This is a genomic window from Ruegeria sp. G5 (genome assembly GCF_056533365.1).
This window is the reverse complement of record NZ_JBQFOK010000012.1, coordinates 65,723-90,726: the sequence shown is the minus strand read 5'-3', so window position 1 is coordinate 90,726 and position 25,004 is coordinate 65,723. Positions and strand designations below refer to the sequence as shown.

Here is a 25,004-nt window from a genome sequence, read left to right as displayed (position 1 = left end):
GGTGGCGGAACCGATAGCCGGCATGTGTCGATGAAAAATCTATGATGGCTGGTGCAGTGAAAACGACGAGGCGCAGTTTTGCGCCCCGCCTGTGCGAGTGGGGTTTATCCCCAGCAGAGGTTCAATCCCTCGGCCACCGAAATGGATTCGACACCATCCACTGGCTGGTCGGTAATCAGTGCGACCCCGGTGTCATAGAAGTCTTTTCCAGGTGTGTTTTCAGGCTTTACGCCTTCATCGGCCCATTTTTTCACAGCTTCAACGCCCAGCGACGCCATTAGCAGCGGGTATTGCTGGCTAGTGGCACCAATCACACCGGCTTCTACGTTTTGAACGCCGGGGCAACCGCCATCAACCGATACGATCAAAACATCGTTTTCTCGACCGATGGATTTTAGGGCTTCATAAGCCCCTGCTGCTGCAGGTTCGTTGATCGTGTGAACGACGTTGATTGACGGGTCCTTGGCCAACAGGTTTTCCATGGCCCGACGCCCCCCTTCTTCGTTGCCGTCTGTGACGTCACTGCCAACCAAACGTGGGTCGTCTTCGTCACCAATGACGTTGGGGTCAGCCAATTCGACGCCAAAACCATCAAGGAAACCCTGGTTGCGAAGAACATCCACCGTTGGCTGACTGACGTTCAGGTCCAGTGTTGCGATCTTGGCATCTGAGGCGGCGTCACCCATCTTGGCCTTTGCCCATTGCCCGATCAAAAGCCCGGCTTTGTAGTTGTCGGTTGCAAATGTTGCATCCGCCGAGTCGATCGGGCTTAGGGGTGTGTCCAACGCGATGACGAGTACGCCTGCATCTCGAGCTTGCTGTACGGCTGGAACAATCGAACTGGTGTCGGATGCGGTCAGCAGTATGCCTTTCGCGCCATCCAGAATGCAGGTTTCAATGGCTTGAACTTGCGTTTCATGGTCACCGTCGATCTTGCCGGCGAATGCCTTCAGGGTCATGCCCAGTTCTTCGGCTTTCGCGGTCGCACCCTCTTTCATTTTCACGAAGAACGGGTTCGTATCTGTTTTAGTGATCAGACAAACAGTCTCGCCTGCGGCCTGCGCAGATGTCGCCCCGATGGTAAGGGCTGCGGCGGATGCGGCAAAATAAAGAAGCTTCTTCATAGTTTCCTCCCGGGTAATATCTTTGATTGCACCGAATTTCCGGTGATGACCCACATCTAACCTCCATTGCGGGTCTCCGCATAGGAAAGGTGATTCTCGTTTTTCTGTCAATAAATAAATAAACTTGATTTATTAATTTAGATTCCCATCTTTCCAAAGGGATACGGTGCGTTTATGGTCGGGCACATGGAGAAAGAGGCGCTGATAAAATTGACCGGTGGGGTCAACCAAAGTGGGGTGCGCAACCACAATGAACGCCTGATTCTCACGATTCTACAAAGGCATGGACCTACACCAGGTGCCGATGTGGCGCGGCTTACGGGGCTGTCACCGCAGACCGTTTCGATCATTCTCAGGAAGTTGGAAAAAGACGAAATTATTCGTCGCGGCACGCCGAAACGCGGCAAAGTTGGCAAGCCCTCAATCCCCATGGAGCTTAACCCCGAAGGCATATTGTCTGTGGGAATGAAGGTTGGACGCCGGAGTGCGGATTTGCTTTTGATCGACTTCTTGGGAAGGCCGCGCCGCCAGCTTTCAATATCCTACGACTACCCGTTTCCTGAAACTGTGTTTGGTTTTCTCGAAGATGGTTTGACCGAGCTTCTGGCGCCAGAGCCCGACAAGCTGCGTAGCAGGGTATGTGGGATCGGAATAGGTACTCCGTTCGAGCTTTGGAAATGGCACGATCTTAGCGGCATTGCCGCCGAAAGGTTTCGTACCTGGAAGGATGTGAACTTTTTTTCCGAGGTCGCCAAGTTCAGCGATCTGCCCGTTTTTGTCGTAAATGATGCGACCGCTGCTTGCCACGCGGAACACCTGTATGGTCGCGGCGGCGAATACAGGGACTATTTCTATTTCTTCATAGGCTCGATGATCGGGGGAGGTGTCGCGCTCAATGGAACAGTCTTCGAGGGCAATCAGGGTAACGCGGGTGCGCTGGGCGCCATGCGGACGACGGGGCCATTGGGTGAAAGTCAGCAATTAATAGATGTGGCTTCTCTGCATCTGCTAGAGGACCGTCTGATTGAGGCCAATGTTGATCCGGGAATCCTGTGGTCCAAACCGCAGGACTGGAGCAGTATCGCGCGTTATGTCGAACCGTGGATCGGGAGTACAGCGCAGGAATTGGCAAAGGCTGCCCTGTCGATCTGCGCAGTCATTGATTTCGAGGCTATTTTTATCGACGGAGCCTTTCCCGCAGGTGTCCGAGAGGAGCTTGTCCTTCGTGTGAGGCGATATTTGACTAATCAGGACAAACGCGGCCTTATTCCGCCGAGAGTTGAGGCTGGTTCGATTGGAGAAAACGCCAGAGGTATTGGCGCTGCGAGCAGTCCGATCTTTCGGCAGTTTCTTCTGGATACCAACGCTGGTTTGTCAGCGTTCTGAAACGCTCTCAATCTGGGATAGGTTCCCGCGTTTAATCCATAGATCGCGCCATAAACAATCGAGACGAATGCGGGTAATTGGTCGTCCCTCCTTGACAACGTGTAAGCCGCTATTTCGCGTTGACGTAAACTTGAAAAGTAGGGTTCAACGGCCCGAATTTCGTTGGGTTCTTGCACATAAGCCATTGCAATAAGAGCTAAGAGAGACTTCGCACCAGCACGTAAAAATTGCGATGTGTGTCAATGCGATACACTTTTGTTGCCGACATGCGCCAAGAGAAAAATTTTTTCGATTTTAACCGAATCGTAACTTTGTCATCTCTGTCGAGCCGGTCTTACTGATGCGCGAAAATCCGCGCACGGTCGGATGCGTACAGATGAGTAACGAATTAGTTGAGCAAGGTATATGTCGGACAAAAAATATATGAACCGCAAAGCGCGTCGTCGGAATGATGCTCTGGCTCGGAGTAAACGAGCAATTTCTCTCAAATCCAAAAACGCTTCTTCTCGAAGTTTTCTGACAGCAGGTGCCATAAGTCTGGGTGCCGCGATTGGCGTGCCGCAAGCGTCGGTTGCGCAAACGGTTGTGCCGCCTGCGAATGGGCCTTGCGACGTTGCTGGAACCACCGCAATCTGTACAGGCGATCTTTCGGCGGGTGTTGAGGCCAACGGACCAACGATTGATACTTTGAACATCAATTCCGTCACAGCGCCGGGCATCGCGCCTGCAGCGGGTGTTCCCGGGGTAATATTCCTTACGCCCTCGGGTGACGTGAATATCAATGCAGATACCAGCGGTACGTCCGGCATTGCGACCACTGGCGACGCCGCGCAGGGGATTGCAGCGAATACCCAAGGCTCTGGTGACGTCAGCGTTACTTCGGTTGGCGACATCAGCACGGACGGCAATGCCTCAGAAGGTATTTTCGCAGTCCAAGCCGGAACGGATGGTGATGTTACGGTTGATGCCGCGGGCCAGTTTACGACGCTGGGCGATAATTCGATTGCTGTTCGCGCCCAACAAAACAACGGCAATGGAAATATCCAGGTTGGCTTCACTGGCAGTATTTCGACTACTGGTGATCAAAGCACGGGCATTCAGGCGCAACATAATGGGCTGATCGGAAATGTTGCCGTAACGTCAAACGGATCGATCACGACGCAAGGTGAAAGCGCAAACGGCATACTTGCGCAGCACAATGGTGAGTCGGGCGATATCACAGTCCAATCAACTGGCAATATTGCGACGACCGACGCAGATTCCAGGGCGATCGTCGCACAGCACAACGGCGCGGACGGGTCCATCACAGTCAATTCAAACGGCAATCTGAGTACGCAGGGTGCCAACGCTGATGGCATCTTTGCAATTCAGAACAATGACGCCGGTGACATCACCGTCAACTCTGTTGGTAACATTACGACCCAGGCCAGCGACGCCGAGGGCATCAATGCTGCCAAAAATAGTGGAGACGGCAACATTACGGTTAGTTCGACTGGGAATATCTCGGCTGGTGGTGTCGCGGTTTTTACACGAATTGCGGATGATGGAGACATCAACCTGACCTTCAATGGCAATACATCCTCTGAAAATGAGAACGCGATTCAGGCGATTGTTGACGGAAGCGGCAATATCACTGCGAGCAACACCGGAAACGTGACCGCTGACGACGGTGACGGGATTATCTTGGATGTAGACGGAACCGGCGACGTCGTTTTGAATTCCATTGGGAACATCATCGCGGATGGCGACGGCATTGACCTTTCGTCGGGTACGGGATCCGTCACGATCTTTTCGCAGGGTGATATTTCGGTAACGAACGGCGAGGCTATTGAGGTTGACGTCGATGACGGAGATATCACCGTTACGTCCGTTGGCAATCTGACGACTGCAGATGGCGATGGATCCGAAGCCATCGAGTTAGACATTGATGGGGACGGAAATATTTTTGTCAGATCGACTGGAGATATCACGGCTGATCAAGACGGGATCGAGTTGGATATTGATGGCGATGGCAACATCACGATCATCTCGGTTGGCAACGTCACGGCAAACAGCAACGACGGTTTGGAAGGCGACACTACAAACGGTAACGTTTCGATCTCGTCTATCGGGAACGTGTCAGCAGAGGACAATGGATTTGAAGCTGACGTCGAAGGCGATGGTAACATTGTTTTGCAGAGCATGGGCGACGTAACGTCGACTGATGGGTCAGGTTTTGACGCCAGCATCGACGGTAGTGGCGACATCTCTATTACGAGCGACGGTAGTGTTGACGCCATTGAAGATGGGATTTTTGCCCTCATTGAGGGTGACGGGAATGTGACGGTCTCTGCGGCCGGCGCAATATTGTCGGAAGAGGATGCGGTTCAGGTTAACCTAGATGGGGACGGCAATATCGTCGTTAACAATTCGGCAGAAGTCGAGGCTGCAGACACTGGCCTCTCTGCTTTTGTTGGCGGCAGCGGTAACGTTTCCCTGACCAATTCCGGCAGCGTTACGTCGGGATTTGATGGCCTCTTTGGTGAAGTCGCTGGTGAAGGCGGAACGGGTAATATCACGATCGTAAACACTGGTACGGTAGATGCGCAGGGAACTGGATTAACTGTTCAACATAGTGGCAATGGCCAAGTCGCGATCACGAATACTGGCGAAATAACCGCGGTGGAGGAAGCAATCCGAGCGGGCTCCAACACTACTGGCACGTCGCCCGTAACAATTACCAACTCAGGTGTTTTGACGGGGGGTAATGGCTTTTCCATCAACCTTGAAGGGGACAGTAACGACACGGTGACGTTGATGTCGGGTTCGCTACTGAACGGAGCCATCGATTTTGGTAACGGCAACGACGGCTTGGGTGGAACCAACCCAAATGACGTTGATACACTGAACTTTTCCAGCGGCCTGAATGCCGTAGTTGATTTTGCCGATGCGTCCGGTGGCGACAATGACCTTGCTTCGGCACCTGAAATTATCAACTTCGGTGGCGCAGGCGCGGTTGTGAATGGCGGGTTGACTGCCATTGCCGTTGATACGACCGGGTTCACTGCACAGGCCACTGTCATCAGCGATATTACCGACGCAATTTTCAATTCGTTGGAAGCAGCCAATCGTGTGCCCTCGGATACGCCAGCGTCCGAAGTTAGCCGCGGTTTCGGCGATATTGCTTCGACCCAAGGCCCGCATGTCTGGATTTCTCTTTTGGGCGGTGATCGAGATGTAGAGGCCGAAGGCTCGAACGTAGGTTTCGAGCACAGCTACGGCGGTTTGATCGGAGGCGCGGAATCTACCGAGATTGTTCAGAATGGCAGTCTTGGGTTCCTGGCAGGTCTTACAAATAGTTCGGTTAATCTGGATGATAACGCCGGTGAGACCGACGTGACGTCTTATTTTGGTGGTGTCTACTGGGAGCGGGGCTTTGATGGCTTCCGTTTGAATGCGGCTCTGGTTGCTGGTTTCACCGACAATGAGACTTCGCGGACCGTCGGCACCGGAGAAGCAGAAGGCGATTTCGACGGTACGTTCGTGTCACCGTCACTGGCCTTTGATGCACCTATCACCCAATGGGAGACACCGCTGACCTTCAGTGCACGCGCTAACTACGTTTATCTGCGATTGGACGATTACACCGAAACCGGAACGGGCACCCCGTTAACCGTCGAGGATCGCGATGTGTCTCTGTTCAACACGCGTGCGCAGGTCAATCTGCCAAAGACATTCGCAGGCGCTGAAGGCGGGAAAACGGACCTGAATCTCTCAGTTGGTGTGGACGCCACATTTGATGCGGGCTCGGACGATGTTGAAGCGATTGCTGCATCCACGCCTTTTGCCTTTGTCGCAGATTTTGACGATGCGGCCGCTGGCTTCCTTGGGCTGGATGTTGCGTATTCCTCAGAGGATGGGCTGCGCAGTGTCGGCTTCAACACCGAGGTTCAATCCACATTCGATGGTGGCTATGGTGTAACCGCAGAATTCCGAGCGACCTTCAGGTTCTGATCGAACTGACCTTTAACTCAGGTCGATCGCAATGGATGAGTGAAAAACGGCGCCCAGATAAGGGCGTCGTTTTTTTGCTGCCGAATAACTTTGACTAGCGGAAACTCAGGGCGAAGGTACTGTACCGGCAAACAATTGGCATCGAAGGAAAGTCGGATGAACTGGGATGAGTTTTCACACTGGGGTCAACACATTGCCAGGTGGGCGTCTGAGTACCACAAGACTCTGCCCGACCGTCCCGTAAGGGCGCAAACCGCGCCCGGTGAGATATTTCAACAGATCGATGCGATTCCGCCGGAAAGCGGTCAGGCGATGGAAACTATCCTGACCGATTTCGATCAGATCGTTATGCCTGGTATGACCCATTGGCAGCACCCGCGGTTTTTCGCGTATTTCCCGGCCAATGCAGCCCCCCCATCCATTCTGGCGGAAATGTTGGTAAGCACGATCGCGGCGCAATGCATGCTTTGGCAGACTTCGCCCGCCGCAACCGAGCTTGAAGGCGCGATGGTTGACTGGTTGCGACAGGCGCTTGGCCTGCCCGCAGATATGACGGGTGTGATTCAGGACAGTGCGTCTTCAGCGACGTTGTCGGCTGTTCTGACGATGCGCGAAAGGGCCACGGGATATACCGGTAATCGAGACGGCCTAAACGCAAAAGGTGCGCTGCGTGTCTATTGCTCGGAACAGGCGCATTCGTCTATTGACCGGGCTTGCTGGGTGGCCGGGATCGGTCAGGAAAACCTGATCAAGTTACCAGGGCGCGGCACGACGTTTTCAGTCGATGCCAGTGCTTTGAAGACGGCAATACAATCGGATCTTGCGGCTGGCCACAAACCGGCGGGAATAGTTGCGATTACAGGAGGAACGGGGATCGGGGCATGTGATGATCTCAACGCTGTTGCTGACGTCGCGCAGGAATACGACCTCTATTCTCATTTGGATGCAGCTTGGGCGGGGTCGGCGATGATCTGTCCGGAATTCCGACAATCGTTCTGGTCGGGCTCTGATCGTTATGACAGTATCGTTTTCAACCCGCATAAATGGCTTGGGGCACAGTTCGATTGCGCAGTTCAGTTCCTGAAAGACCCGTTGCCCCAGCTCAACACCCTGAAAATTGAGCCGGAATATCTGAAAACCACAGGTGCCGAGGTTACGAACTATTCCGAGTGGACGATCCCACTGGGTCGTCGCTTCCGCGCTTTGAAAATTTGGTTCTTGATCCGGTCTTATGGCCTTGAGGGGTTGCGGATGCGCATCCGCAATCACGTCAACTGGGCGCATGAACTGGCCGAGATTATTGGCGCGATGGATGGGTTCGAAATCACGACAGATCCGATCCTCAGCCTGTTTTCATTTCGATGTCCCGGAGACGATGACATGCAGCAAAAACTGGTTGATGCATTAAACGACGATGGCCGGATTTACCTGACACAAGCAATTTTTGAAGGCCGCAAGATTATCCGCTTTCAAGTTGGTCAGTTTGAAACAACCCGAGATGATGTGTTGATGGCTGCAGATGTCATCCGTGAGGTTTGGGCCGAAATTTCGTGAAACTAAGTCTCGCCGAAAACTCGCAAAGCCGGGTTTCCTCTGAAGCACGCGATATCTTGAAGTTCGTTTCAGCGATCATTGTGTTACGGTAACGACTATGATCGAACTGGTGGCTCTTCTAAGTATCTACTACAAGTGTGCGGCTCTTGCTGTTGATGACAAACTGTCTCAGGACCAACGCTTTGCGTGCAATAACTCTTATCAAGCAGCCAAGCGGATTTTCATTGAGGACAGCTTGGACGGCACGGAAAGCCGATTGACAGCACAGCAAAACATCTTGGCCTATCAGCGCTTCAAGACTTGGGAGGCTGAAAACGCCGAACTCGTGCGTGAGTTGAGGGCATCGGAATAGCGTGCGGCATCTCCCGCTATTTGATTAAGAGTTGAGGAAACACGACGACCGGCGCGCTGTCAGGCTTCTATACGACGCGCTACATGGATGACGCAGGCTAACGTCCCGCGCTGGACTGGACGATGCTGCGGTTAACAACCGGAACAAGCAAGCAGAAGCCAAAAAACCCGCTATTGCTGCCAAAGCTCTGTGTTGGGATGGAATTGGGACCAGGCAAACCAAAACGCTTGGTGGCTTCCAAGGTCTGATCCGTCTACTCCCACAGCCTTTATCCCCCCGGCCTCAAGTTCCAGCCGCACGTTTTCGACAACGATCTCATCTCCGCGTGACAAGGCCACAAGCGCGGTACTTCTTTGGAAAGCAACGGGTGTACCGGATGCCGTGACAACACCAATGACGTCTTCATGGACCGGCAGGCGCGGGTCGACATCGCCGATTGGGAAAATAGGTCCGTTCGCGTCTCGTCCGTTGCGGAAATCGGGGTCGCGACCCAGTGCATAACGCTCAAGTAAAACCGTGGTGTCCGGATACAGTGCCTTCCAAGTTCCCCAGTCCGTCGTGACGACTGTTGCCTGTTCCAGCTGCAAACCTTTATCGGCCAGAGGGCCGGTAACAGCATGGCCCAAGAACGTATCAAATACTGAGAACGTGTTGTGGTCATACATGACTTTGTTGGACCTGCTCAGCAGTCCCGAAGTCCGCAAAATCGGACGATCGACCCCTTCCGGCATACGGTCGGTAAAATATGCCTGCGCCGCGCCACACAGCGTGCAATAGGGGATGCCAAGGTCGCGGCCGCCCAATGTGTCGTTGACCATCTCGCGCACTTCCATAATGCGTCGCGGGTAGGCGCGGTGTTCACCGTTTATCGAAATACCAAAAACGACGTCGTCGTCTTTTAGCCAAGTTGCGTCCTCGGCGCTGCTGACTTGCGGGTTGTCGGCAGCAGGGATGCAATTGCACCCATTGTCGGTCGTGTCATAGGGGCGATCATCGATCAGAACGCCGCCCCAGGAGACCAAACGCCAGTCTATGTCGCCTTCGACAAAAATGCGCTCCCACCCGGGCACGACATTGGTGAAAATCGACCGTTTGACATCAAGATAGTCAGGCGGCGCGGGAATATCCCACGCAATAAGGTGGTCTGTGACGAGGCCCCAGCCATTTTCCAACCCAATCTCTGTTTCCAAAAGCGCGGCGGCAGCGTTTGTTAATTCTGTGCTCAACTGTTGCGAAGGCACAAATCGCATCAAGTCGCTTATGATCCATGCCAAACGGGGGTCATCAGATGCCGCGATATCCGCCAAGGCGAGCCGTTGATTTTCACCCCAGGTCGAGCTGACCACACTGTCGACAAACGCAACTTTCAGAGCAGCCTGAATTTCAGGGCTGAGCGGACCATTTGGTACATCCGGTGGGTGCCCGAACTCTTCAATCACGTAGTCCGGCAGTGGGTTCGCCGTTTGCGCTTGTAGTGGCCCAGAATGGGCCAGGGTCAGCATGAAAATTGACGCTGATAAAACAAAGTATCGGCAGGCATTACTCACACGCATCATCAACGAAGCTTTCATATCAGTCGCCTCCATTTTCATACCTTTAGTTGGAACACGGCTGCGCCCAAATTGCGTTGTTTCAGGCAATACCGACCGTCGTGAGATTCCGGGAAAGGTTGGAGTATCCGGGCATGCATGCAAAATCACGTTTTCGCCAAGCTTCGTGATCAAGGGCAGGTGGCATTACTGGTGCCGCTCGGACTGCTAGTCTACCCGATCCACCAGATCTAATATTCGAAAGACCTGTACCGGGCTACCGATGCCCTTGAGCTCCATTTGACCCAAGTCTTCCGTCTTGGCTTCGTCTTCAATGTCCAGAAGAGCGCGTTTGTTTATGAGAATTTGCCCGTCATTTGCAAAGTCACACAGCCTGGAAGCAGTATTAACAACGCCGCCGATTGCGGTGTAATCGGCGCGGCCATGAAAGCCGATAAGGCCCAGGGTGGCATATCCGCTGCTGATACCGATACCCAAGCCCATCTCGTGACCCAGCTTTTGCCAACGCGCGCGAATACCGTCGAAAGCCTCGCTGATTGCCTGCCCCAGCCGGACAGCTTCTGATACGGGGTGGTCGCATGGAACCGGGTCGTTGAAAAACACCATCAAACCATCACCTGCACGGTAGCCAATGGTCCCTTTGTGTTGAGCGACAAGGCGACCGACCTCGTCGTGAAACTGTTGCAGCAGAGTAATGACGTCTTCGGGCTCGATCGCTTCGGAAATCGCGGTGAAGTTGCGAATGTCGCAAAATAGACAGGCAATGTAGCGACGATGCGTTTTAAGAAGCTCTTCATTGTCTTTTTCGACGACAAGTTCTGCAACCTGAGGGGCCAGGAATTGCTTAAGCCGACCAAGCCGGTCAATCTCACCTTCCTGGTGCTTTACTTTCTGGGTAAGCTTATCGTTCAGTGCTTCGATTTCATGCGTTTGGTTGCGCACCGTGTGGTTTAACGCATCCAGAATGAAATTCTGATTGAGCAGTGCCGCAATCACCAAAAGCACATAGGCAAGTGCCTCGACCCGTTCGTCGTCGCCGAAATACAGCGTAACAATCAGGATGAGCGCGGCCATTGCGCCAAGAGCAAGCGGCAACTCGTTTGCGTGCCGCTTCCTATCTCTCCACAAAAAACTGACCGCCAACACGGCAAATACCCACATGAGCACAGCCTGAGCATGGGGGTTTATGGAAAGCGCGGTGTAGCCAAACAGATAAGACGACAGAATCCCCGAATAGCACGTGGCCAGCGAAGCCAAAGCAGCCAAGACAGCGCCGATTCCGATTGGCATGGAAATTCTGAACTCTTCCGTTGCCACGCCAAGCCCATTTGTTGCGGCGTTAGGCGCAGATTTTTGTACGGTGCTCTTTGGGTCCTGCGGATCAGACATCGTTCCCGAAAGTCAGTTTTTTGGCTGCCGCCAGAGTACGATTGAAATGTGATTGCGTCAAAACTGATGGTGATTAACGCATTGTTAGAGGCTTATCTGCGCGCAACAAAAGGTTTTGATTGAAAACGCCGCTGTAAGTTCGACCTCCCGTCCTAACTGGGTTTCGTTGTCGAAAGCCAAGTCGAAACCTGAAAGGGGGCAGAGACCTTAAACGAAAATCAGGTTTGCGAAACTTTGTGCAGAAAGCACGGCTTTGAAAATGGCCTATTTTTTGCCTTAGCGTTCCGAGCCGTACTGCATCGTCGCGAAATTCGTCTTTGTTTGGTTGGCACGGCTCCGGCGCTTCATCAGAAAAGATTGAGGTGTGAACTGCCCTGTTGCCCCTTGAATTTGACCCAGAACTTAAGCGAAGGATGTGGTCTTTCAGCGGTTCAATCACCGCAACCGCCGCCATCTTCGTTGGCGAAAGGATCGTGACACGTTTCGGGGCATGTTTGTCGCCCAAGTATCGCTGTCTATCCCTGTCTGGCCAGTTGCCAAATCTGGTTGTTCAAATGAGCAAGCGTCAGCGGCAGTGCTTCGCGCCGGATACGTCCCCCCAGACAGACACGCACATACTGTTCCTGCGTGCCAACCGTCCGAAAGGCACTTTCGGGTGAGATGCCAATCTCGTGGTTGGACATATGGGACATCAATGTTGCGCAAGTCACACCGTCGGGTAGCCGTAACCAGATGTTGAATGCGTGCGGATGAGACAGAAATTCGGTCTCGGTTATGGTCTGCGCGGCGATGTCCTGACGGACTGCGCTTTCCTTGCGGATAAATCGCCGGATTTGGTCTGCGGTGCCATCCAGAACCCACCTTGTGGCAAGCGCCATCGAAACCGGTGACGACATTACGGATACAGCCCGAATGCCATTTTCCATCGCAAACCCTGCACGCGCATTGGGGGCGACCGAATAAGCCAGCCGTAGGCCCGCGCCGATGCATTTGGCCAGCCCACCGATATACCATGTCAATTCCGGCGCGCTGGCAGCCATAGGAGGAGGAGCGTCGGGCAGGACAAACCCATATGCGTCGTCTTCGATAAGGGGTAAGTTGTGTCGTTTGATGACACTGGCGATCTCGAGCCGGCGATCCTGCGGAACGGTAATCGTCGTGGGATTGTGCAGTGTGGGGTTCAGATAAAGCGCCTTTGGGGCGTGTCGAACAATTGCATCCTCTAACGCTTCAGGCAGGATGCCGTCCTGATCCATGGGCAAACCCACAAGTTTCAGACCAAGCTGCGCGGCTATTTTTTTGAACCCCGCATAGGTGATGTCTTCGCACAGCACACAGTCTCCGGCGCGGGCCAGAACGGTCAGAATGGCCAACATGGTCGCATGCGCACCCGGTGTGACTGCAATCCGATCGAGATTGGGTACCAGACCGCGCATCGACAACCAGATCGACGCTGCCTCTTTGTCGATCTCACCGCCGATCGGGTTCTGATAGCGTAACAGATGGACAAGATCGTCGGACACAGCCGACAGACCGGCCCGCATGCGCTCCAGAAGTTCCGGGTCGGTAGGTTCAGGCGGCGCGTTCATGGTCAGGTCATTGGCCAGCGCCCGCCTTTCGTCGCTGGTATTGCTCACGCTAAGCTGCGGCAGAACGAACGTGCCTCGACCGACATGAGACTCGACAAGGCCCCGACTGATCGCTTCGGTATACCCGCGGGACACGGTCGTGAAGTCGACGCCGATTAAGTCGGCCAACCGCCGTTGTGGCGGAAGTCGATCACCGGGCAAAAGCACCCGGTCTTTCATGTCTTGTGCGATGCAATCTGCAATCGCCAGATAGCGAGGTTTGCCGGATTGTTCGATTCTTTGCGACCAGTTTTCCATCATCCGCCTGCAGAATTGCTGTAGTTTCGTAATATTGTATGCATAAATTGCAGACAATATTTGCCGTGCTTCCTGGCCCGATTCCAAGTGAATTAGCCCAAGACAGCCCATAAATTCATGCAAAACCCATGATTTTGCCTATCTGGTAAGCATATTCATACAATCAATACAATTACATTGATTGCAATATTGTATGCATTTGTGGCGACCCTGCCGAGCACCTGTCTAGCTAAGGGCAACACCCAAGCGAGCGACAGGAGAACGCAATGCCCGAAGTAACAACAGCAGCCCACAAGGACGGTGATTTTTTCGTAAACTACGAAGAAAAGGTCTTTGAAGACGTACAGGCAGAAGAAGGTCAGAAAGCCCTTGTGACCTTCCATACGGTAGCCTTCGAAGGCTCGATCGGGCTGGTCAACATTCTTCAGGCGATCCGCCTTCAGCGCAAAGGTTTCGAAACCTCGGTTTTGTTATACGGGCCCGGAGTTTCGCTGGGTGTCCAGCGTGGTTTCCCTACTTTGGGTGACGAAGCGTTTCCCGGTGCGCAGAACTACGCGGCAAACCTGGTGAAATTCATGAATGAGGGCGGCAAAGTTTATGCCTGCCGGTTCGCACTGCAAATGCTGATGGGCCATGGCGAGCCTTCTCTGCTGCCAGGTATCACACCGATCGCACCGCAGGATGTGCTGGACCTCAAGCTGCTGCACGTACGGGACAACGCGGTGATCGTGGACACCTGGACCCTCTGATCCAAAGCTCCACCGAGGCGGTGATCGCGCGGCCTCGGTGGTTTCGATCCAATTCGATCCGGGCGGCGACACCGCTGCTCAATTCCCGAAAAAGGATGGGCCAATGTCAGACCACATAGTCCGCGCTGCCGCGGTCCAGATCGCACCGGATTTGACCGGTCGTTCCGGAACTATCGAACGTGTCCTGAACGCGATTGCCGAAGCTGCCGAGAAGGGGGCTGAGCTGATCGTCTTTCCGGAAACATTTGTGCCCTACTACCCCTATTTTTCATTCGTGCTACCGCCAATTCAGCAGGGGCCCGAACATCTGCGCCTGTATAACGAGGCCGTTGTTGTCCCCTCACCGGAAACGCAGGCTGTGGCAGATGCTGCGCGCAAACGAGGCGTCGTAGTCGTGCTGGGCGTGAATGAGCGCGACAATGGCTCGCTTTTTAATACGCAACTGGTTTTCGATGCGGATGGATCACTGGCACTGAAACGCCGCAAGATCACCCCGACCTATCATGAGCGCATGATCTGGGGTCAGGGCGATGGTGCCGGCCTCAAAGTGGTTGACACAAAGGTGGGACGCGTTGGTGCGCTGGCCTGTTGGGAACATTACAATCCGCTCGCCCGCTATGCGCTGATGTCTCAGCACGAAGAAATTCATGTGGGCCATTTCCCCGGCAGTCTTGTGGGCCCCATTTTCGGGGAACAGATCGAAGTGACGATGCGCCATCATGCGTTGGAATCGGGGTGTTTTGTCGTCAATTCCACTGGCTGGCTGACCGAAGAGCAGATCGCCAGCATCTCGGATGACCCCAAGTTGCAAAAGGGTCTGCGCGATGGGTGTATGACCTGCATCGTCTCACCCGAGGGTCGTCATGTGGTTCCCCCTTTGACCGAAGGCGAGGGCATCCTGATCGCCGATCTGGATATGAAGCTGATCACCAAACGCAAACGGATGATGGACAGTGTTGGCCACTATGCCCGGCCCGAACTGCTGCATCTGGTGCACGATGCGCGATCGTCGCAGCCAGTACGACGGATCGAAGAAGTCCAGGACCTGAATGCAACACCAGACATGGAGGCCGAAGATGTCTGACGCCGAACTGATCAATGAATTGCAAACGCGTGGTATGCGTCTGGTCGATCCGACCGCAGGACTTGAAAGCCGCCGCGGAGGCGCAGGGCCAACCGACCATAAGGCTGTGACCGTGGGCGATACCACGGTGATGGTGCCCGTTCACACGGCCCCTGCCTTTGACAGCCCATATGTCGTTCAGGCACCTGGTGCCGACGGGCTGGCCGAGGTGACCAAGTCCGGAACGCCGATGGGTAAAATCCGGTTTCCGGGCAGACCGAAATTCTACGACCTGAAAACTGCGGATGGCATCGAATACAGCAAAATCGCTACCTTGCATTCGCGCGACGTTTTGGCGACCACGGTTCTGCAGACTTGTATCCGGTACGAGAGCCGTAAGAAAACCTGCAAGTTCTGTTCGATCGGTCAGTCGCTGGCGGCAGGACGGACGATTGCACACAAGACGCCTCAGCAATTGGCCGAAGTTGCAAAAGCTGCAGTTGAACTTGACGGCGTGCGGCACATGGTAATGACCACGGGCACGCCCGCAGGGAAAGATCGCGGGGCCGCCGTGATGGCAGAAAGCGCAGCAGCCGTCAAAGCCGCCGTCGATCTACCGATCCAGGGCCAATGCGAACCGCCTGAAGACGATATCTGGCACGAACGCATGCATGCGGCCGGGGTGGATGCTTTGGGTATGCACCTTGAGGCCGTCACACCCGAGGTGCGTGAACGTATCATGCCCGGCAAGGCGCAGGTCAGCGTTGAGAAGTACTTTGACAGCTTCCGAGCCGCCGTGCAGGTCTTTGGCCGGGGACAGGTTTCAACCTATATCCTGGCGGGGCTCGGCGATACGCGTGAAGCGATCCTTGAAACCTCAGCCGAGCTGTGCCGGATCGGAGTTTACCCCTTTGTGGTGCCGTTCGTTCCCGTGTCGGGAACGCCATTGGAAAGCCATCCCGCACCGGGCTCAGACTTCATGGCTGGCCTTCTTCGGCCCCTCTCACAAATGATACTGAACGCGGGAATGAGCGCGGAAACCGTCAAAGCAGGCTGCGCCAAATGCGGGGCATGTTCTGCCCTGTCCACATACGAAAAGCTGAGGGCGTCATGAGTTTTCAGAACGCCCACACTTTCCTGTCGCCTGACTATATCATACGCGCCGCAGCGCTTTCGTGGGAGCTGGACGGTGCGCGTGATCTGCGTCAGCAGGTCTTTGTCGATGAGCAGGGCATTTTCACAGGGCACGACCGGGATGAGGTAGATGACATTGCAATGCCTCTGGTTGCCATAAGCACTTTTGCAGCTGAAGCGCATCAAGTGGTGGGTACTGTGCGAATTCACGAAGACAGTTCGCGCGTCTGGCGCGGATCCCGTCTTGCCGTTTCGCCCAGCCATCGCCGCCTGAGCCGCCTCGGATCAGAGTTGATTCAGTTGGCGGTCTGCACGGCGCATGGGCGCGGATGCGATCGCTTTCTGGCGCATATTCAAATGCAAAACGTGGCGCTGTTCGAAAGGTTGCATTGGTGTTCACTGCGCGAGGTCGAAATCCATGGCGTGCCGCATATGGAGATGCAGGCGGATCTGAACGCTTACCCACCAATCCCGGACCCTTTTGCCGGGTGGAAAACACTCGCGCCCCGTCAGGCGCGCCTGTGAAGGGGGTATCAGCAATGACGCCACATCTACCCTTACGCCAAATCGTGCGCGAGCTGCGCGAACACCCTTCGGTTCGGGGCAAGTTGGACATTGCCCAAAGCACCGCAACACTTGGTCTGAGCCCGTCCAGCAAAGGCCAACCCGGAGATGACTGTGCCGTGCTGCCCAATGGCGAGGGCTACGATCTGTTTGCTTGTGAAGGTTTCATCAATGCCTTCGTTCAGGCGGATCCATGGTTTGCAGGCTGGTGCGGTGTCATGGTCAACATCTCGGATATCCTGTCGATGGGTGGGCGCCCACGTTGTGTTACCAACGCGATCTGGGCTCCGAGCGCCGAGCAGGCACAACCGGTTCTCGCTGGTATGAAGGCCGCTGCCCAAGCATATGATGTTCCGATTGTGGGTGGCCATACGAACCTGCGGACGAGTGAGCTGCAACTGTCTGTGTCGATCCTGGGCCACGCAAAACGCGTTATTTCCAGCTTTGCGGCCAAGCCCGGCGATGTTCTGATCTGTGCTGTCGATCTGCGTGGCAGTTACCGCGAGCCTTTCGACAACTGGAATGCGGCCCTGACAACACCACCTGCAATGCTGCGCGAGAACATGGAAATTCTGCCCGCTTTGGCCGAAGCCGGGCATGTTACGGCAGGTAAGGACATCAGCCAGGGGGGTATCGTGGGCACCGCGCTGATGCTTGCTGAGGCTTCCGGTGTTGGCATCGATATTCAGGTCGAAGCATTGCCGCGCCCGGATCATGTCGATCTGCACCGCTGGCTGCGCAGCTTTCCCAGCTTCGGCTTCTTGCTGAGCGCCCGTGGTGATCATGCCGAAGCAGTCTGCGAGGCATTTCAGAACCGGGGTGTCGCCGCCACGATCTGCGGTGATGTCAACGAGGGCAGTACAGTTCACCTGACCGGTCGTGAGGGATCCGCCCTGTTCTGGGACTATGCCCGCGCGCCTTATCTGAACCTGTACGCGAAAGAGGCCCCGAATGCCTGAGACACGTTTCACCATTCGCTGGCCCGACGAGCAGACCGAGGAATGCTATTCACCGTCGACTGTCGTACGTGATTTCCTATCCGCTGGTTCGGCTTATCCGTTGGATGACTTTCTGGCGCGCTGCCGCGAGTCCCTAGAACTGGCAAGCACCAGGGTCGAGGCGAAACACGGCTATCGCTGCTCTAGCGCCGATGCCCAATTGGCCCGAATTGAACGCAAGGCAAGCACTTTCGAAGCACCGGCAGATGTCGTCTGCCTTTCGATTTCCTAAGGAGTATAACGTGGCACATCGTGAGCAAAAATCTGTTGTCATCGTCGGAGGTGGTCAGGCCGGTCTGTCTGTCAGCTATTACCTGTGCCAAAGGGACGTGGATCATGTTGTGCTCGAGCGGCACAACAAGTTCCATTCGTGGCGCGTCAACCGTTGGGACAGCTTTTGTCTGGTCACGCCGAATTGGCAATGCAGGCTGCCGGATTTCCCGTATCAGGGCAACGATCCAGACGGGTTCATGGTCAAAGATGAGATCACCGATTACCTTGACGCATTCGCGGACACCTTCAATCCACCCATAGTCGAGAATTGTTCTGTCACCCGGATCACAAAACGCCCCGGCGGCGGGTATCTGGTGGACACCAGCAAAGGCAACTACACGACCGATCAAGTGGTGATTGCAACAGGTGGATACGACAATCCGATTGTCCCGCCTTACGCCGCAAATCTTGATCCCTCAATTGTTCAGATGCATTCGGTCGACTATCGCAACCCTGAACAGATGCCCGAAGGTTCAACCCTTGTTGTCGGAACCGGCCAGTCCGGTGTTCAGTTAATGGAAGACATGCATCTTCAAGGGCGCAAGGTGCACCTGGCCGTTGGCCCGGCGCCACGCTCACCCCGCAAATACCGGGGACGGGACGCGACCGACTGGTTGCATGATATGGGTCATTACCAAATCACAATCGACCGGCATCCCGATCCGGAACACGCCTTAACCAAAACCAACCATTATATGACCGGCCGCGATGGTGGTCATGAAATCGACCTGCGTAAGTTCGCGCTTGAGGGTGTCTCTCTCTACGGATCAGTCGCTGGTATGGAGGGGAAGACAATCCAATTTCTGCCGGATCTCGGGGAAAATCTTGACGACGCGGATGACAGCTATTGCGGTATTCGACAGGCGATTGATGCTCATATTGAGAAAAACGGCATCGACGCGCCCTCAGAGGCTGCGTTCGAGAAAGTCTGGCACCCTGCGCAGGAGATCACCGAGATTGACTGCGAGGCAGAAGGGATCACCTCCATCTTGTGGGCTATCGGTTTCCGGCCGGACTACGACTGGATTGATGTCGACGTTTTTGATCCCCGCGGACGACCGGTCTATGAGCGCGGGATTTGTCGCGCAGACGGGTTTTATTTCATCGGGCTTGGCTGGCTCAACACATGGGGGTCTGGGCGCTTTTTGGGAATCGACGAAGATGCGCGCTACTTGGCCGAAGCGATTTCGGCAAAGGCCACGTCCGGACTATTGGTCGCGTCTTAATCTGGCGTCTGGCGAATAGTCCGAAACAGCGAAATTTTTTACGCGTCGCGCTTTATCAACGTTTCTGTCGGCAATTCGCCAAAAAACAGGCGATAGTCTCGGGCGAATTGGCCCATGTGCCAGAATCCATGTTTGTTGGCAATGTCGGCGATTGATGTCGTGCGCGCCCCGTTCAGCAGGTCTTCGCGAACGCCATCCAATCGCAGCCGGATATAGTATGCCTTTGGGCCATAGCCGAAGCGTTCGTTGAAAGCGCGATTCAGCGTGCGCAGCGACGCGCCGGTTGCGGCACACAGGTCTTCGATGGAAACGGGCTCCAGCGCATTTTCGTTCATCATCTCCAAGGCCCGGTTAAGGGCGCGACGTCTGGTTTGGGCTGAACTCTTGTCCTGATGAATTGTGCTGCTGGTCAGGATGGTTAGCACTCTGAGCATCAACGCTTCTTCAACGTCTTCGCTCCAAGGCTCTTCCGAGTGCTTCAACAGGTTTGCGATTTCTTGTTCCAGCCAGTCCATTCTGCGCGCATTGCCATCAGAAATCTTTAGTCGCACCGCTGGGCTTTCGCTTGCGATTGAGTACCCACAAGACTGGGCAAGCTTCTCAAAGCGTCGGGTGTCGAAAGAAACAACATTGCCAAAGAAACGCCCCGTCGACACGCCGTCGAAGCCATCTTTGTTCCCAAAAGTCAGAAAGGCGTCGCTGACTATATCGCACCCCTGCCACGAGGCGATTGTGCCGGTTCGCGAAATGCCGAATGTGCTCCACCCGTCGGGCGAGACGCCGCGTTGGTGAACCGCGCCGCTGAGCGAGATGTTCAAAACAGAACATGTCGGGCTAGAGCGCACTGCGATCTGCGTAGACAAAGGGCCGGGGTCCAACTGCCGAAAATCCATTTCCCAAGGCGTCATTGCTGCAAGATCATTGGGATGCATCAGGTCAAGCACCATCGCAGGCGAGGCCGTTTCAGCAGGGCTGGCCTCGTATTTCTGCGGATTTGGCCGATTTTTGATGTGGTCCATTTCAGCATCCTGACAGTTTACCGGTAAAGAAAACAAACTGGAGGGGGGCTAAGTCAAGTGTCGCGCCAAGCTTCCAAGTCGCGCATGGGCCGACCGCGCCTGCCAAATGCCGACGCCCGTTCCGAGAGGGTTGTGACCTTTGTCACCCCGCCCGAGTACCGACGCCTTACAGAACTGGCACATAAGTCCGAACAATCCTTGTCGGCCCAATGCCACGACCTTCTTGTTGAGGCGTTGCAAGTCGTAACCAGCAACAGGAGAACCCGCAGTGACGATTAGTTTGAGATATGTAGCGGCAGCTACAACCATGTTTACTTTCCTGACCGGGGCGCAGGTTCTAGCGCAAAGCGATCCAATTGTTCATGACGGCGAGTTCAGCTTTTTACGTGCTCAGTTTGGCGAGCAATGGGACGCGCAGGATGCCGAGATCGACGCCAAACTGGCTGAGATTCGCGAGGCCAATGGGGGTAAGCCCCCGAATTTTTTGTATATTCTGATTGATGACATCAGCTTCGGCCAGATGGGCGAGCGTAAGATGAACTATGTGATGGGGATTGAGACGCCCAATATCAACGACTTTGCCCGCGAAGGTATGTCGCTGATGCGAATGTATACCGAACCGTCATGCACGCCCACGCGTACAGCCATGTTGACCGGTCGGCATCCCATTCGGGCCGGGGTTGAAGAAGTCAAAGTCGCTCTGGTTGGTGAGGGTCTGCCCGCTAGCGAGGTGACGCTTCCTGAGATTTTGAAAGAGGCGGGCTATAACACATCGCACGTTGGCAAATGGCATCAGGGCGATATCGAAGAGGCCTATCCTCACAATCAGGGCTTTGACTACGCCGCCTTTCCGCTGCATCAGCAGGTGCAGCTGAGCCTGATGACCCGCGAAGCAATGCAGGCCAACAATATGTTGGGATATCACCCATCGGGTCAGAACAACCAGTTTCTGCTGGATGAACGATTCAAGCCCTACGGCTTGGTGACCGGGGTTGAGGCCGAAGCAGGCGGACCCGCGCGTGAGGTTGAAATGGCCCCGGGCGAAGAATGGACGCAAGCCAAATACGAAGAGATGAATGAACGCTATCAGGCGCAGACGCTGGAACAGTTAGAGCGCGTTGCCGCGTTGGAAGAGCCGTTCTTTCTGCAATACTGGCCTCTCTATCCGTTGAACTTTGTATATCCTGATCAGGCCCTTTCGCGTAACGGAGGTTTCCACGCGGACAAGCTCCAGCTTTTGGATGAATGGATCGGAGAGGTACTGGCCAAACTGGATGAGACTGGCGAGGCCGACAATACCATTGTCATGATCATGGCCGACAATGGCCTGATGTATCATTACGAAGGAACCTCTGGCCTGAACCAGTTGATCTATCGGGGCGGCAAAACTCAGCATCTGGAAGGCGGGGTGCGCACGGACGCATTCATTCGCTGGCCCGGTGTGATCGAAGCCGACAGTGCCGCCGGGGACATCTTCCACGTCTCGGATATATACACCACGATCGCGCGCATTGCCGGGGCGACAGATTTCATCCCGCGTGACCGGGTGATTGATGGCGTCGACCAAACAGCATTGCTGATAGAGGGCGAGGGCAACGGGCGTCGCGACTATGTGTATGTCTATGAGGGTCCTGTTCTGCGGTCTATCGTCAAGCAGGAGTTCAAGATGCATCTGCCTGCGCCGGGCGCGCCGGGTGCTGCCGCGCCAACCTACAATATCTACCGCGACCCACGTGAAGAACACCCGTTGGTTGGGTATTCCCTTTGGGCCGGTGCCTCGTTCCAGGACATGGTTAAGCGACATCAAAAGATGATGGCCAAGTTTCCAAACACGGAAATCGGCAAGGACATCCCTTATGGCGGCATCGAAAACCTGCGTCCCGAAAGTGAAGAGGCGCGTGAGGTTTTCATGAGCTGGCAATAAGCCCTTCAGCCGGGCGCAGAGTTTGTACCTCTGTGCCCGCATTCAAATTCGAAGTGTCACAAAGGCCCCGGAAATGAACAATACCTTTTTCGCCGGAAAAAAATGGCGGTTTACCGCAATCGCATGCGCGCTTTGGGGTGGGTTTGCACCATCCGTCAGGGCCGAAAACTCGACCTGGGACTTTACCGCCTACCTCTATCTCTGGGCACCCGCCCTCGGTGGCGAAACAACAAACGGCTCCAGCGTGGATGTCAGTTTCAGCGAGATTTTGGATAATCTGGATTTCGGGCTGATGGGTGCTGTTGAAGCACGGCGCAGCAAATTCTCGGTCTTTGTCGACGCGCTGTACCTTAACCTGAGCAATGACCAGGATAGTGCTGTCGGTCCGGGTATTCCTGTATCCTCGGATGTTGATGTTGAGGGAACGGTATTTACGGCGTTGGTTGGGTACGATCTTATCGACACGTCAGTCGCGCGCCTCGCGATCCTAGGTGGCGCACGGAACCTTAATCTGGACAACACTGTTGATCTTGCCATCGCCGGGGGCTCGCAACGCGTGTCCGGCAATATCAACAACTGGGACGCCGTGGTCGGCCTGCGTGGAACACGCCAGTTCAGTGATCGTTGGGGTATGTCCTATTACGCAGATATTGGCGGCGGTGAAAGCGACCTGACTACACAGCTTAGCCTTGCTGCAAATTACAGGATCAACAATTGGGATCTTGTGTTGGGGTATCGATATCTCGATTGGAATATCGGAAATTCACAAGCCATTTCTGATTTGACCTTTGACGGCCCATTCGTTGGCGCACGGTTTGATTTCTGAGGTCGAAACGCGACCCTGTCTTGAGTTTCGCCAAAGCCTTGTGGGTCGTTCCTATCGTTGCCTGAAGACCATCCGAAAGGAGAACACAAATGATTATCGCACGAGCCGCAATCATAGCTCTCGCCCTATGTTGGTTGGGAGTTGCTGATCAAACACAAGCCTCCGAAGATCGCGCCATCCCGATTGCAGGTGTGGCCAATACCAGGGACTTGGGCGGTTTGCAGACCAAAGACGGGCGCACGGTTCAAACCGGTCAGCTTTTTCGCTCGGGCGAGATTGATGGCATGGGGTCTGACGGCATGGCTCTTGTCGAGGATTTAGGGGTCACGTCCATTGTCGATCTCAGAACCACGCTGGAATCGACTGCGAACCCTGTTCTGTGGCCAGATGGGCAGGGCCCTGAACGCTACAATTTTCCAGTTATGGAAAATGAGGCCCAAATGATCGAAGACATGCGCGCAAGTATCAAGTCAGGAACGGCGACCGAGGCGCAGACGGATACTCTCTTTTTCGAGGCTTTCGGATACATTCCCACCGACTACACAACAGAGCTTCGCGCTTTGTTTGACGTCCTGATCGAGCAACCGGAAGGCGAAGCTGTGCTGTATCACTGCTCAGGCGGAAAAGACAGAACCGGCGTTGCCACCGCATTGGTGCTAAGTGCCTTGGGTGTCACCCAAGAGGACATCAAGGCAGATTTCATGATGAGCAACGTTCTCAAGGATGCGGACAACGCGTCTGTGAAAATAGCTGATCAAGTGAATGCTGAACACGGCACAAGCATGCCTCCCGAAGCGGTGTGGCCTTCGTTGGGTGTTCGAATGGGATACTTGGATAACTTCTATAAAAGTGTGAACGAGACTTACGGCTCGGTCGATAACTACCTGCATGAAGGCCTTGGGCTGACAGATCAGGATCTGGAAAAGCTGCGTAATAGATACTTGAACTAATCCGAAGCCAGCTGTGCTATCCGGGACTAATTGTGCTTTTTGTTAAATAATCATGGAGGATAAGATGTTGCGTTTCATATTTTTCGTTGGATTTGCGATCGTTGGCATAGGGTGTTTTTCCAACGAGCAATCCGCATATGCAGAAAACCTTCTGGACAAGGTGACAAAGGGCGTTTCCGACGCAGCTAAAAAGGCAGGTGATGTCGCCGAGTCTGCGGGCGAGGCTGTTTTGGACACGACCAGCGGTTCGACTGCGTCCGAAATCGACAGCGCAACGAACGCCGCACTGGATAAACTGTACAGCAGTTCACCTGAAGCCAGAGACTTATCCGAAGAAGCGATAGCCGTTCTGGTGTTTCCGAAAGTCACTTCAGGTGGCTTGGTCGTAGGGGGTCAGTTCGGCGAAGGTGCCATGCGAGAAAATGGAGTGACAATCGGATACTACAACATTGCGGGCGCCTCGTACGGATTTCAGGCGGGTGTGCAGCAATTCTCATACGCAATGTTTTTTATGAATGACGCCGCACTCGAATACTTCCGCAACAACCACGGCTGGGAGGCGGGCACAGGCCCGACACTGGTTGGCGGTGACCAAGGCTGGTCTGCTTCCATGGGAACGAATGACCTACAAGGAGATATCGTTCCAGTGGTGTTCGGTCAGGAAGGGTTGATGGCAGGAACAAGTCTTAAGGGGACAAAGATCAGCAAGATTGATAAGTGAAGGAGGAATGAAGCCAGTCCACTACTCGGTAACTGTCGCGTATTGAGCCAACGGTGCATAGAGAGCCAGTCTACTTCCGAAACATGTTTTAACTTTGGGTTTGCAGTGGATTTTTGTTATCCTCTTAGCTTGCTCATCCCAAAGGCTCTTTGACGCAAAAGCGTGTTAGATGCTGGTAGAATAGCTGCCCAAATCATGCTCGCGCAATCGGAACTAAACCGGTGCATGTTTAGGGGAACCATGCCCGACTGGAACCGGGTGAGCTCCCCCATCGCGCGTCAGCCCAACCTTTACACCCGAGTAAAAAACTCACACCGCACCCA

Annotated in this window: 20 protein-coding genes and 1 pseudogene; 16 read left to right on the top strand and 5 right to left on the bottom strand. The window is 54.5% G+C overall.

All coding sequences use genetic code 11. The features are described from left to right. Positions 1–104: 104 nt before the first annotated feature. Positions 105–1,124 (bottom strand): substrate-binding domain-containing protein, encoded by a 1,020-nt coding sequence (locus ACR0BD_RS18110; protein WP_480832541.1) that lies wholly within the window; start codon positions 1,122–1,124, stop codon positions 105–107. Between the two features lie 186 nt (positions 1,125–1,310). On the opposite strand from ACR0BD_RS18110, the gene ACR0BD_RS18105 reads away from it, so the two are divergent. The 4 genes and pseudogenes from ACR0BD_RS18105 to ACR0BD_RS18090 all read left to right on the top strand — a co-directional run. Beyond that, positions 1,311–2,510: an ROK family protein gene (locus ACR0BD_RS18105; protein ID WP_480832540.1), complete on the top strand. Its 1,200-nt coding sequence runs from the start codon at positions 1,311–1,313 to the stop codon at positions 2,508–2,510. Between the two features lie 405 nt (positions 2,511–2,915). Further along, a complete protein-coding gene (locus ACR0BD_RS18100) occupies positions 2,916–6,503 on the top strand; it encodes a beta strand repeat-containing protein (protein WP_480832538.1) in 3,588 nt (1,195 codons plus the stop codon). A gap of 156 nt (positions 6,504–6,659) precedes the next feature. Next, the gene (locus tag ACR0BD_RS18095) at positions 6,660–8,057 is read left to right on the top strand and encodes a pyridoxal phosphate-dependent decarboxylase family protein (RefSeq protein ID WP_480832536.1); all 1,398 of its coding nucleotides are present in this window, start codon (positions 6,660–6,662) and stop codon (positions 8,055–8,057) included. A 61-nt stretch (positions 8,058–8,118) separates the two neighbouring features. Next, positions 8,119–8,409 (top strand): annotated as a pseudogene (locus ACR0BD_RS18090) (hypothetical protein); the annotation flags it as partial. Positions 8,410–8,579: 170 nt separating this feature from the next. On the opposite strand, the gene ACR0BD_RS18085 reads toward ACR0BD_RS18090, so the two are convergent. From ACR0BD_RS18085 to ACR0BD_RS18075, 3 genes are all read right to left on the bottom strand, one after another. After that, on the bottom strand, positions 8,580–9,911 hold the full coding sequence (locus ACR0BD_RS18085) for a DUF3179 domain-containing (seleno)protein (protein WP_480832534.1): 1,332 nt from the start codon (positions 9,909–9,911) through the stop codon (positions 8,580–8,582). Positions 9,912–10,166: 255 nt separating this feature from the next. Beyond that, positions 10,167–11,348, bottom strand: coding sequence for an adenylate/guanylate cyclase domain-containing protein (locus ACR0BD_RS18080; RefSeq protein WP_480832532.1), 1,182 nt, complete (start codon positions 11,346–11,348; stop codon positions 10,167–10,169). Between the two features lie 515 nt (positions 11,349–11,863). Continuing rightward, positions 11,864–13,237, bottom strand: coding sequence for an aminotransferase-like domain-containing protein (locus ACR0BD_RS18075; protein WP_480832531.1), 1,374 nt, complete (start codon positions 13,235–13,237; stop codon positions 11,864–11,866). 263 nt (positions 13,238–13,500) lie between these two features. Between ACR0BD_RS18075 and ACR0BD_RS18070 the strand changes: the two genes are divergently transcribed. The 7 genes from ACR0BD_RS18070 (at position 13,501) to ACR0BD_RS18040 (ending at position 19,241) form a co-directional block, all read left to right on the top strand. Next, positions 13,501–13,983, top strand: a complete 483-nt coding sequence (locus ACR0BD_RS18070) for an MSMEG_0572/Sll0783 family nitrogen starvation response protein (RefSeq protein WP_480700490.1) — start codon at positions 13,501–13,503, stop codon at positions 13,981–13,983. A gap of 103 nt (positions 13,984–14,086) precedes the next feature. Next, complete coding sequence (locus tag ACR0BD_RS18065) at positions 14,087–15,067, top strand: Nit6803 family nitrilase (RefSeq protein ID WP_480832528.1); 981 nt, start codon at positions 14,087–14,089, stop codon at positions 15,065–15,067. Next, positions 15,060–16,160 carry an MSMEG_0568 family radical SAM protein gene (locus ACR0BD_RS18060; protein WP_480832526.1) on the top strand — a complete coding sequence of 367 codons (1,101 nt, stop codon included), beginning with the start codon at positions 15,060–15,062 and terminating at the stop codon, positions 16,158–16,160. The genes ACR0BD_RS18065 and ACR0BD_RS18060 overlap by 8 nt, the downstream gene beginning before the upstream one ends. Next, entirely contained in the window at positions 16,157–16,705 is a 549-nt protein-coding gene (locus tag ACR0BD_RS18055; protein WP_480832524.1) for an MSMEG_0567/Sll0786 family nitrogen starvation N-acetyltransferase, read from the top strand. Before ACR0BD_RS18060 ends, ACR0BD_RS18055 begins: the two co-directional genes overlap by 4 nt. A gap of 14 nt (positions 16,706–16,719) precedes the next feature. Continuing rightward, positions 16,720–17,703, top strand: coding sequence for a sll0787 family AIR synthase-like protein (locus ACR0BD_RS18050; protein ID WP_480832522.1), 984 nt, complete (start codon positions 16,720–16,722; stop codon positions 17,701–17,703). Further along, positions 17,696–17,974 (top strand): MSMEG_0570 family nitrogen starvation response protein, encoded by a 279-nt coding sequence (locus ACR0BD_RS18045; RefSeq protein ID WP_480832521.1) that lies wholly within the window; start codon positions 17,696–17,698, stop codon positions 17,972–17,974. Before ACR0BD_RS18050 ends, ACR0BD_RS18045 begins: the two co-directional genes overlap by 8 nt. 10 nt (positions 17,975–17,984) lie before the next feature. Beyond that, positions 17,985–19,241 carry an MSMEG_0569 family flavin-dependent oxidoreductase gene (locus ACR0BD_RS18040; protein WP_480832519.1) on the top strand — a complete coding sequence of 419 codons (1,257 nt, stop codon included), beginning with the start codon at positions 17,985–17,987 and terminating at the stop codon, positions 19,239–19,241. A 38-nt stretch (positions 19,242–19,279) separates the two neighbouring features. Here the strand turns inward: ACR0BD_RS18040 and ACR0BD_RS18035 are convergent, their stop codons facing one another. Beyond that, positions 19,280–20,260, bottom strand: coding sequence for a helix-turn-helix domain-containing protein (locus tag ACR0BD_RS18035; protein ID WP_480832517.1), 981 nt, complete (start codon positions 20,258–20,260; stop codon positions 19,280–19,282). Positions 20,261–20,317: 57 nt separating this feature from the next. On the opposite strand from ACR0BD_RS18035, the gene ACR0BD_RS18030 reads away from it, so the two are divergent. The 5 genes from ACR0BD_RS18030 (at position 20,318) to ACR0BD_RS18010 (ending at position 24,681) form a co-directional block, all read left to right on the top strand. Then, a complete protein-coding gene (locus ACR0BD_RS18030) occupies positions 20,318–20,539 on the top strand; it encodes a hypothetical protein (protein ID WP_480832516.1) in 222 nt (73 codons plus the stop codon). Next, positions 20,529–22,184, top strand: a complete 1,656-nt coding sequence (locus ACR0BD_RS18025; RefSeq protein WP_480832514.1) for a sulfatase-like hydrolase/transferase — start codon at positions 20,529–20,531, stop codon at positions 22,182–22,184. Before ACR0BD_RS18030 ends, ACR0BD_RS18025 begins: the two co-directional genes overlap by 11 nt. Before the next feature lie 73 nt (positions 22,185–22,257). Then, positions 22,258–23,010: a porin family protein gene (locus ACR0BD_RS18020; protein WP_480832512.1), complete on the top strand. Its 753-nt coding sequence runs from the start codon at positions 22,258–22,260 to the stop codon at positions 23,008–23,010. A gap of 89 nt (positions 23,011–23,099) precedes the next feature. Next, the gene (locus ACR0BD_RS18015) at positions 23,100–23,960 is read left to right on the top strand and encodes a tyrosine-protein phosphatase (protein WP_480832510.1); all 861 of its coding nucleotides are present in this window, start codon (positions 23,100–23,102) and stop codon (positions 23,958–23,960) included. A gap of 64 nt (positions 23,961–24,024) precedes the next feature. Then, the gene (locus ACR0BD_RS18010) at positions 24,025–24,681 is read left to right on the top strand and encodes a lipid-binding SYLF domain-containing protein (protein ID WP_480832508.1); all 657 of its coding nucleotides are present in this window, start codon (positions 24,025–24,027) and stop codon (positions 24,679–24,681) included. Positions 24,682–25,004 lie beyond the last annotated feature (323 nt).

What these genes read in the sequence shown, in the direction of transcription:
- ACR0BD_RS18055 (WP_480832524.1), top strand. Translation starts at nt 16,157, where the DNA reads ATGAGTTTTCAGAACGCCCACACTTTCCTGTCGCCTGACTATATCATA.
- ACR0BD_RS18110 (WP_480832541.1), bottom strand. Translation starts at nt 1,124, where the DNA reads ATGAAGAAGCTTCTTTATTTTGCCGCATCCGCCGCAGCCCTTACCATC.
- ACR0BD_RS18015 (WP_480832510.1), top strand. Translation starts at nt 23,100, where the DNA reads ATGATTATCGCACGAGCCGCAATCATAGCTCTCGCCCTATGTTGGTTG.
- ACR0BD_RS18105 (WP_480832540.1), top strand. Translation starts at nt 1,311, where the DNA reads ATGGAGAAAGAGGCGCTGATAAAATTGACCGGTGGGGTCAACCAAAGT.
- ACR0BD_RS18065 (WP_480832528.1), top strand. Translation starts at nt 14,087, where the DNA reads ATGTCAGACCACATAGTCCGCGCTGCCGCGGTCCAGATCGCACCGGAT.
- ACR0BD_RS18070 (WP_480700490.1), top strand. Translation starts at nt 13,501, where the DNA reads ATGCCCGAAGTAACAACAGCAGCCCACAAGGACGGTGATTTTTTCGTA.
- ACR0BD_RS18085 (WP_480832534.1), bottom strand. Translation starts at nt 9,911, where the DNA reads ATGCTGACCCTGGCCCATTCTGGGCCACTACAAGCGCAAACGGCGAAC.
- ACR0BD_RS18060 (WP_480832526.1), top strand. Translation starts at nt 15,060, where the DNA reads ATGTCTGACGCCGAACTGATCAATGAATTGCAAACGCGTGGTATGCGT.
- ACR0BD_RS18035 (WP_480832517.1), bottom strand. Translation starts at nt 20,260, where the DNA reads ATGGACCACATCAAAAATCGGCCAAATCCGCAGAAATACGAGGCCAGC.
- ACR0BD_RS18010 (WP_480832508.1), top strand. Translation starts at nt 24,025, where the DNA reads ATGTTGCGTTTCATATTTTTCGTTGGATTTGCGATCGTTGGCATAGGG.
- ACR0BD_RS18075 (WP_480832531.1), bottom strand. Translation starts at nt 13,237, where the DNA reads ATGATGGAAAACTGGTCGCAAAGAATCGAACAATCCGGCAAACCTCGC.
- ACR0BD_RS18100 (WP_480832538.1), top strand. Translation starts at nt 2,916, where the DNA reads ATGTCGGACAAAAAATATATGAACCGCAAAGCGCGTCGTCGGAATGAT.
- ACR0BD_RS18050 (WP_480832522.1), top strand. Translation starts at nt 16,720, where the DNA reads ATGACGCCACATCTACCCTTACGCCAAATCGTGCGCGAGCTGCGCGAA.
- ACR0BD_RS18045 (WP_480832521.1), top strand. Translation starts at nt 17,696, where the DNA reads ATGCCTGAGACACGTTTCACCATTCGCTGGCCCGACGAGCAGACCGAG.
- ACR0BD_RS18020 (WP_480832512.1), top strand. Translation starts at nt 22,258, where the DNA reads ATGAACAATACCTTTTTCGCCGGAAAAAAATGGCGGTTTACCGCAATC.
- ACR0BD_RS18080 (WP_480832532.1), bottom strand. Translation starts at nt 11,348, where the DNA reads ATGTCTGATCCGCAGGACCCAAAGAGCACCGTACAAAAATCTGCGCCT.
- ACR0BD_RS18095 (WP_480832536.1), top strand. Translation starts at nt 6,660, where the DNA reads ATGAACTGGGATGAGTTTTCACACTGGGGTCAACACATTGCCAGGTGG.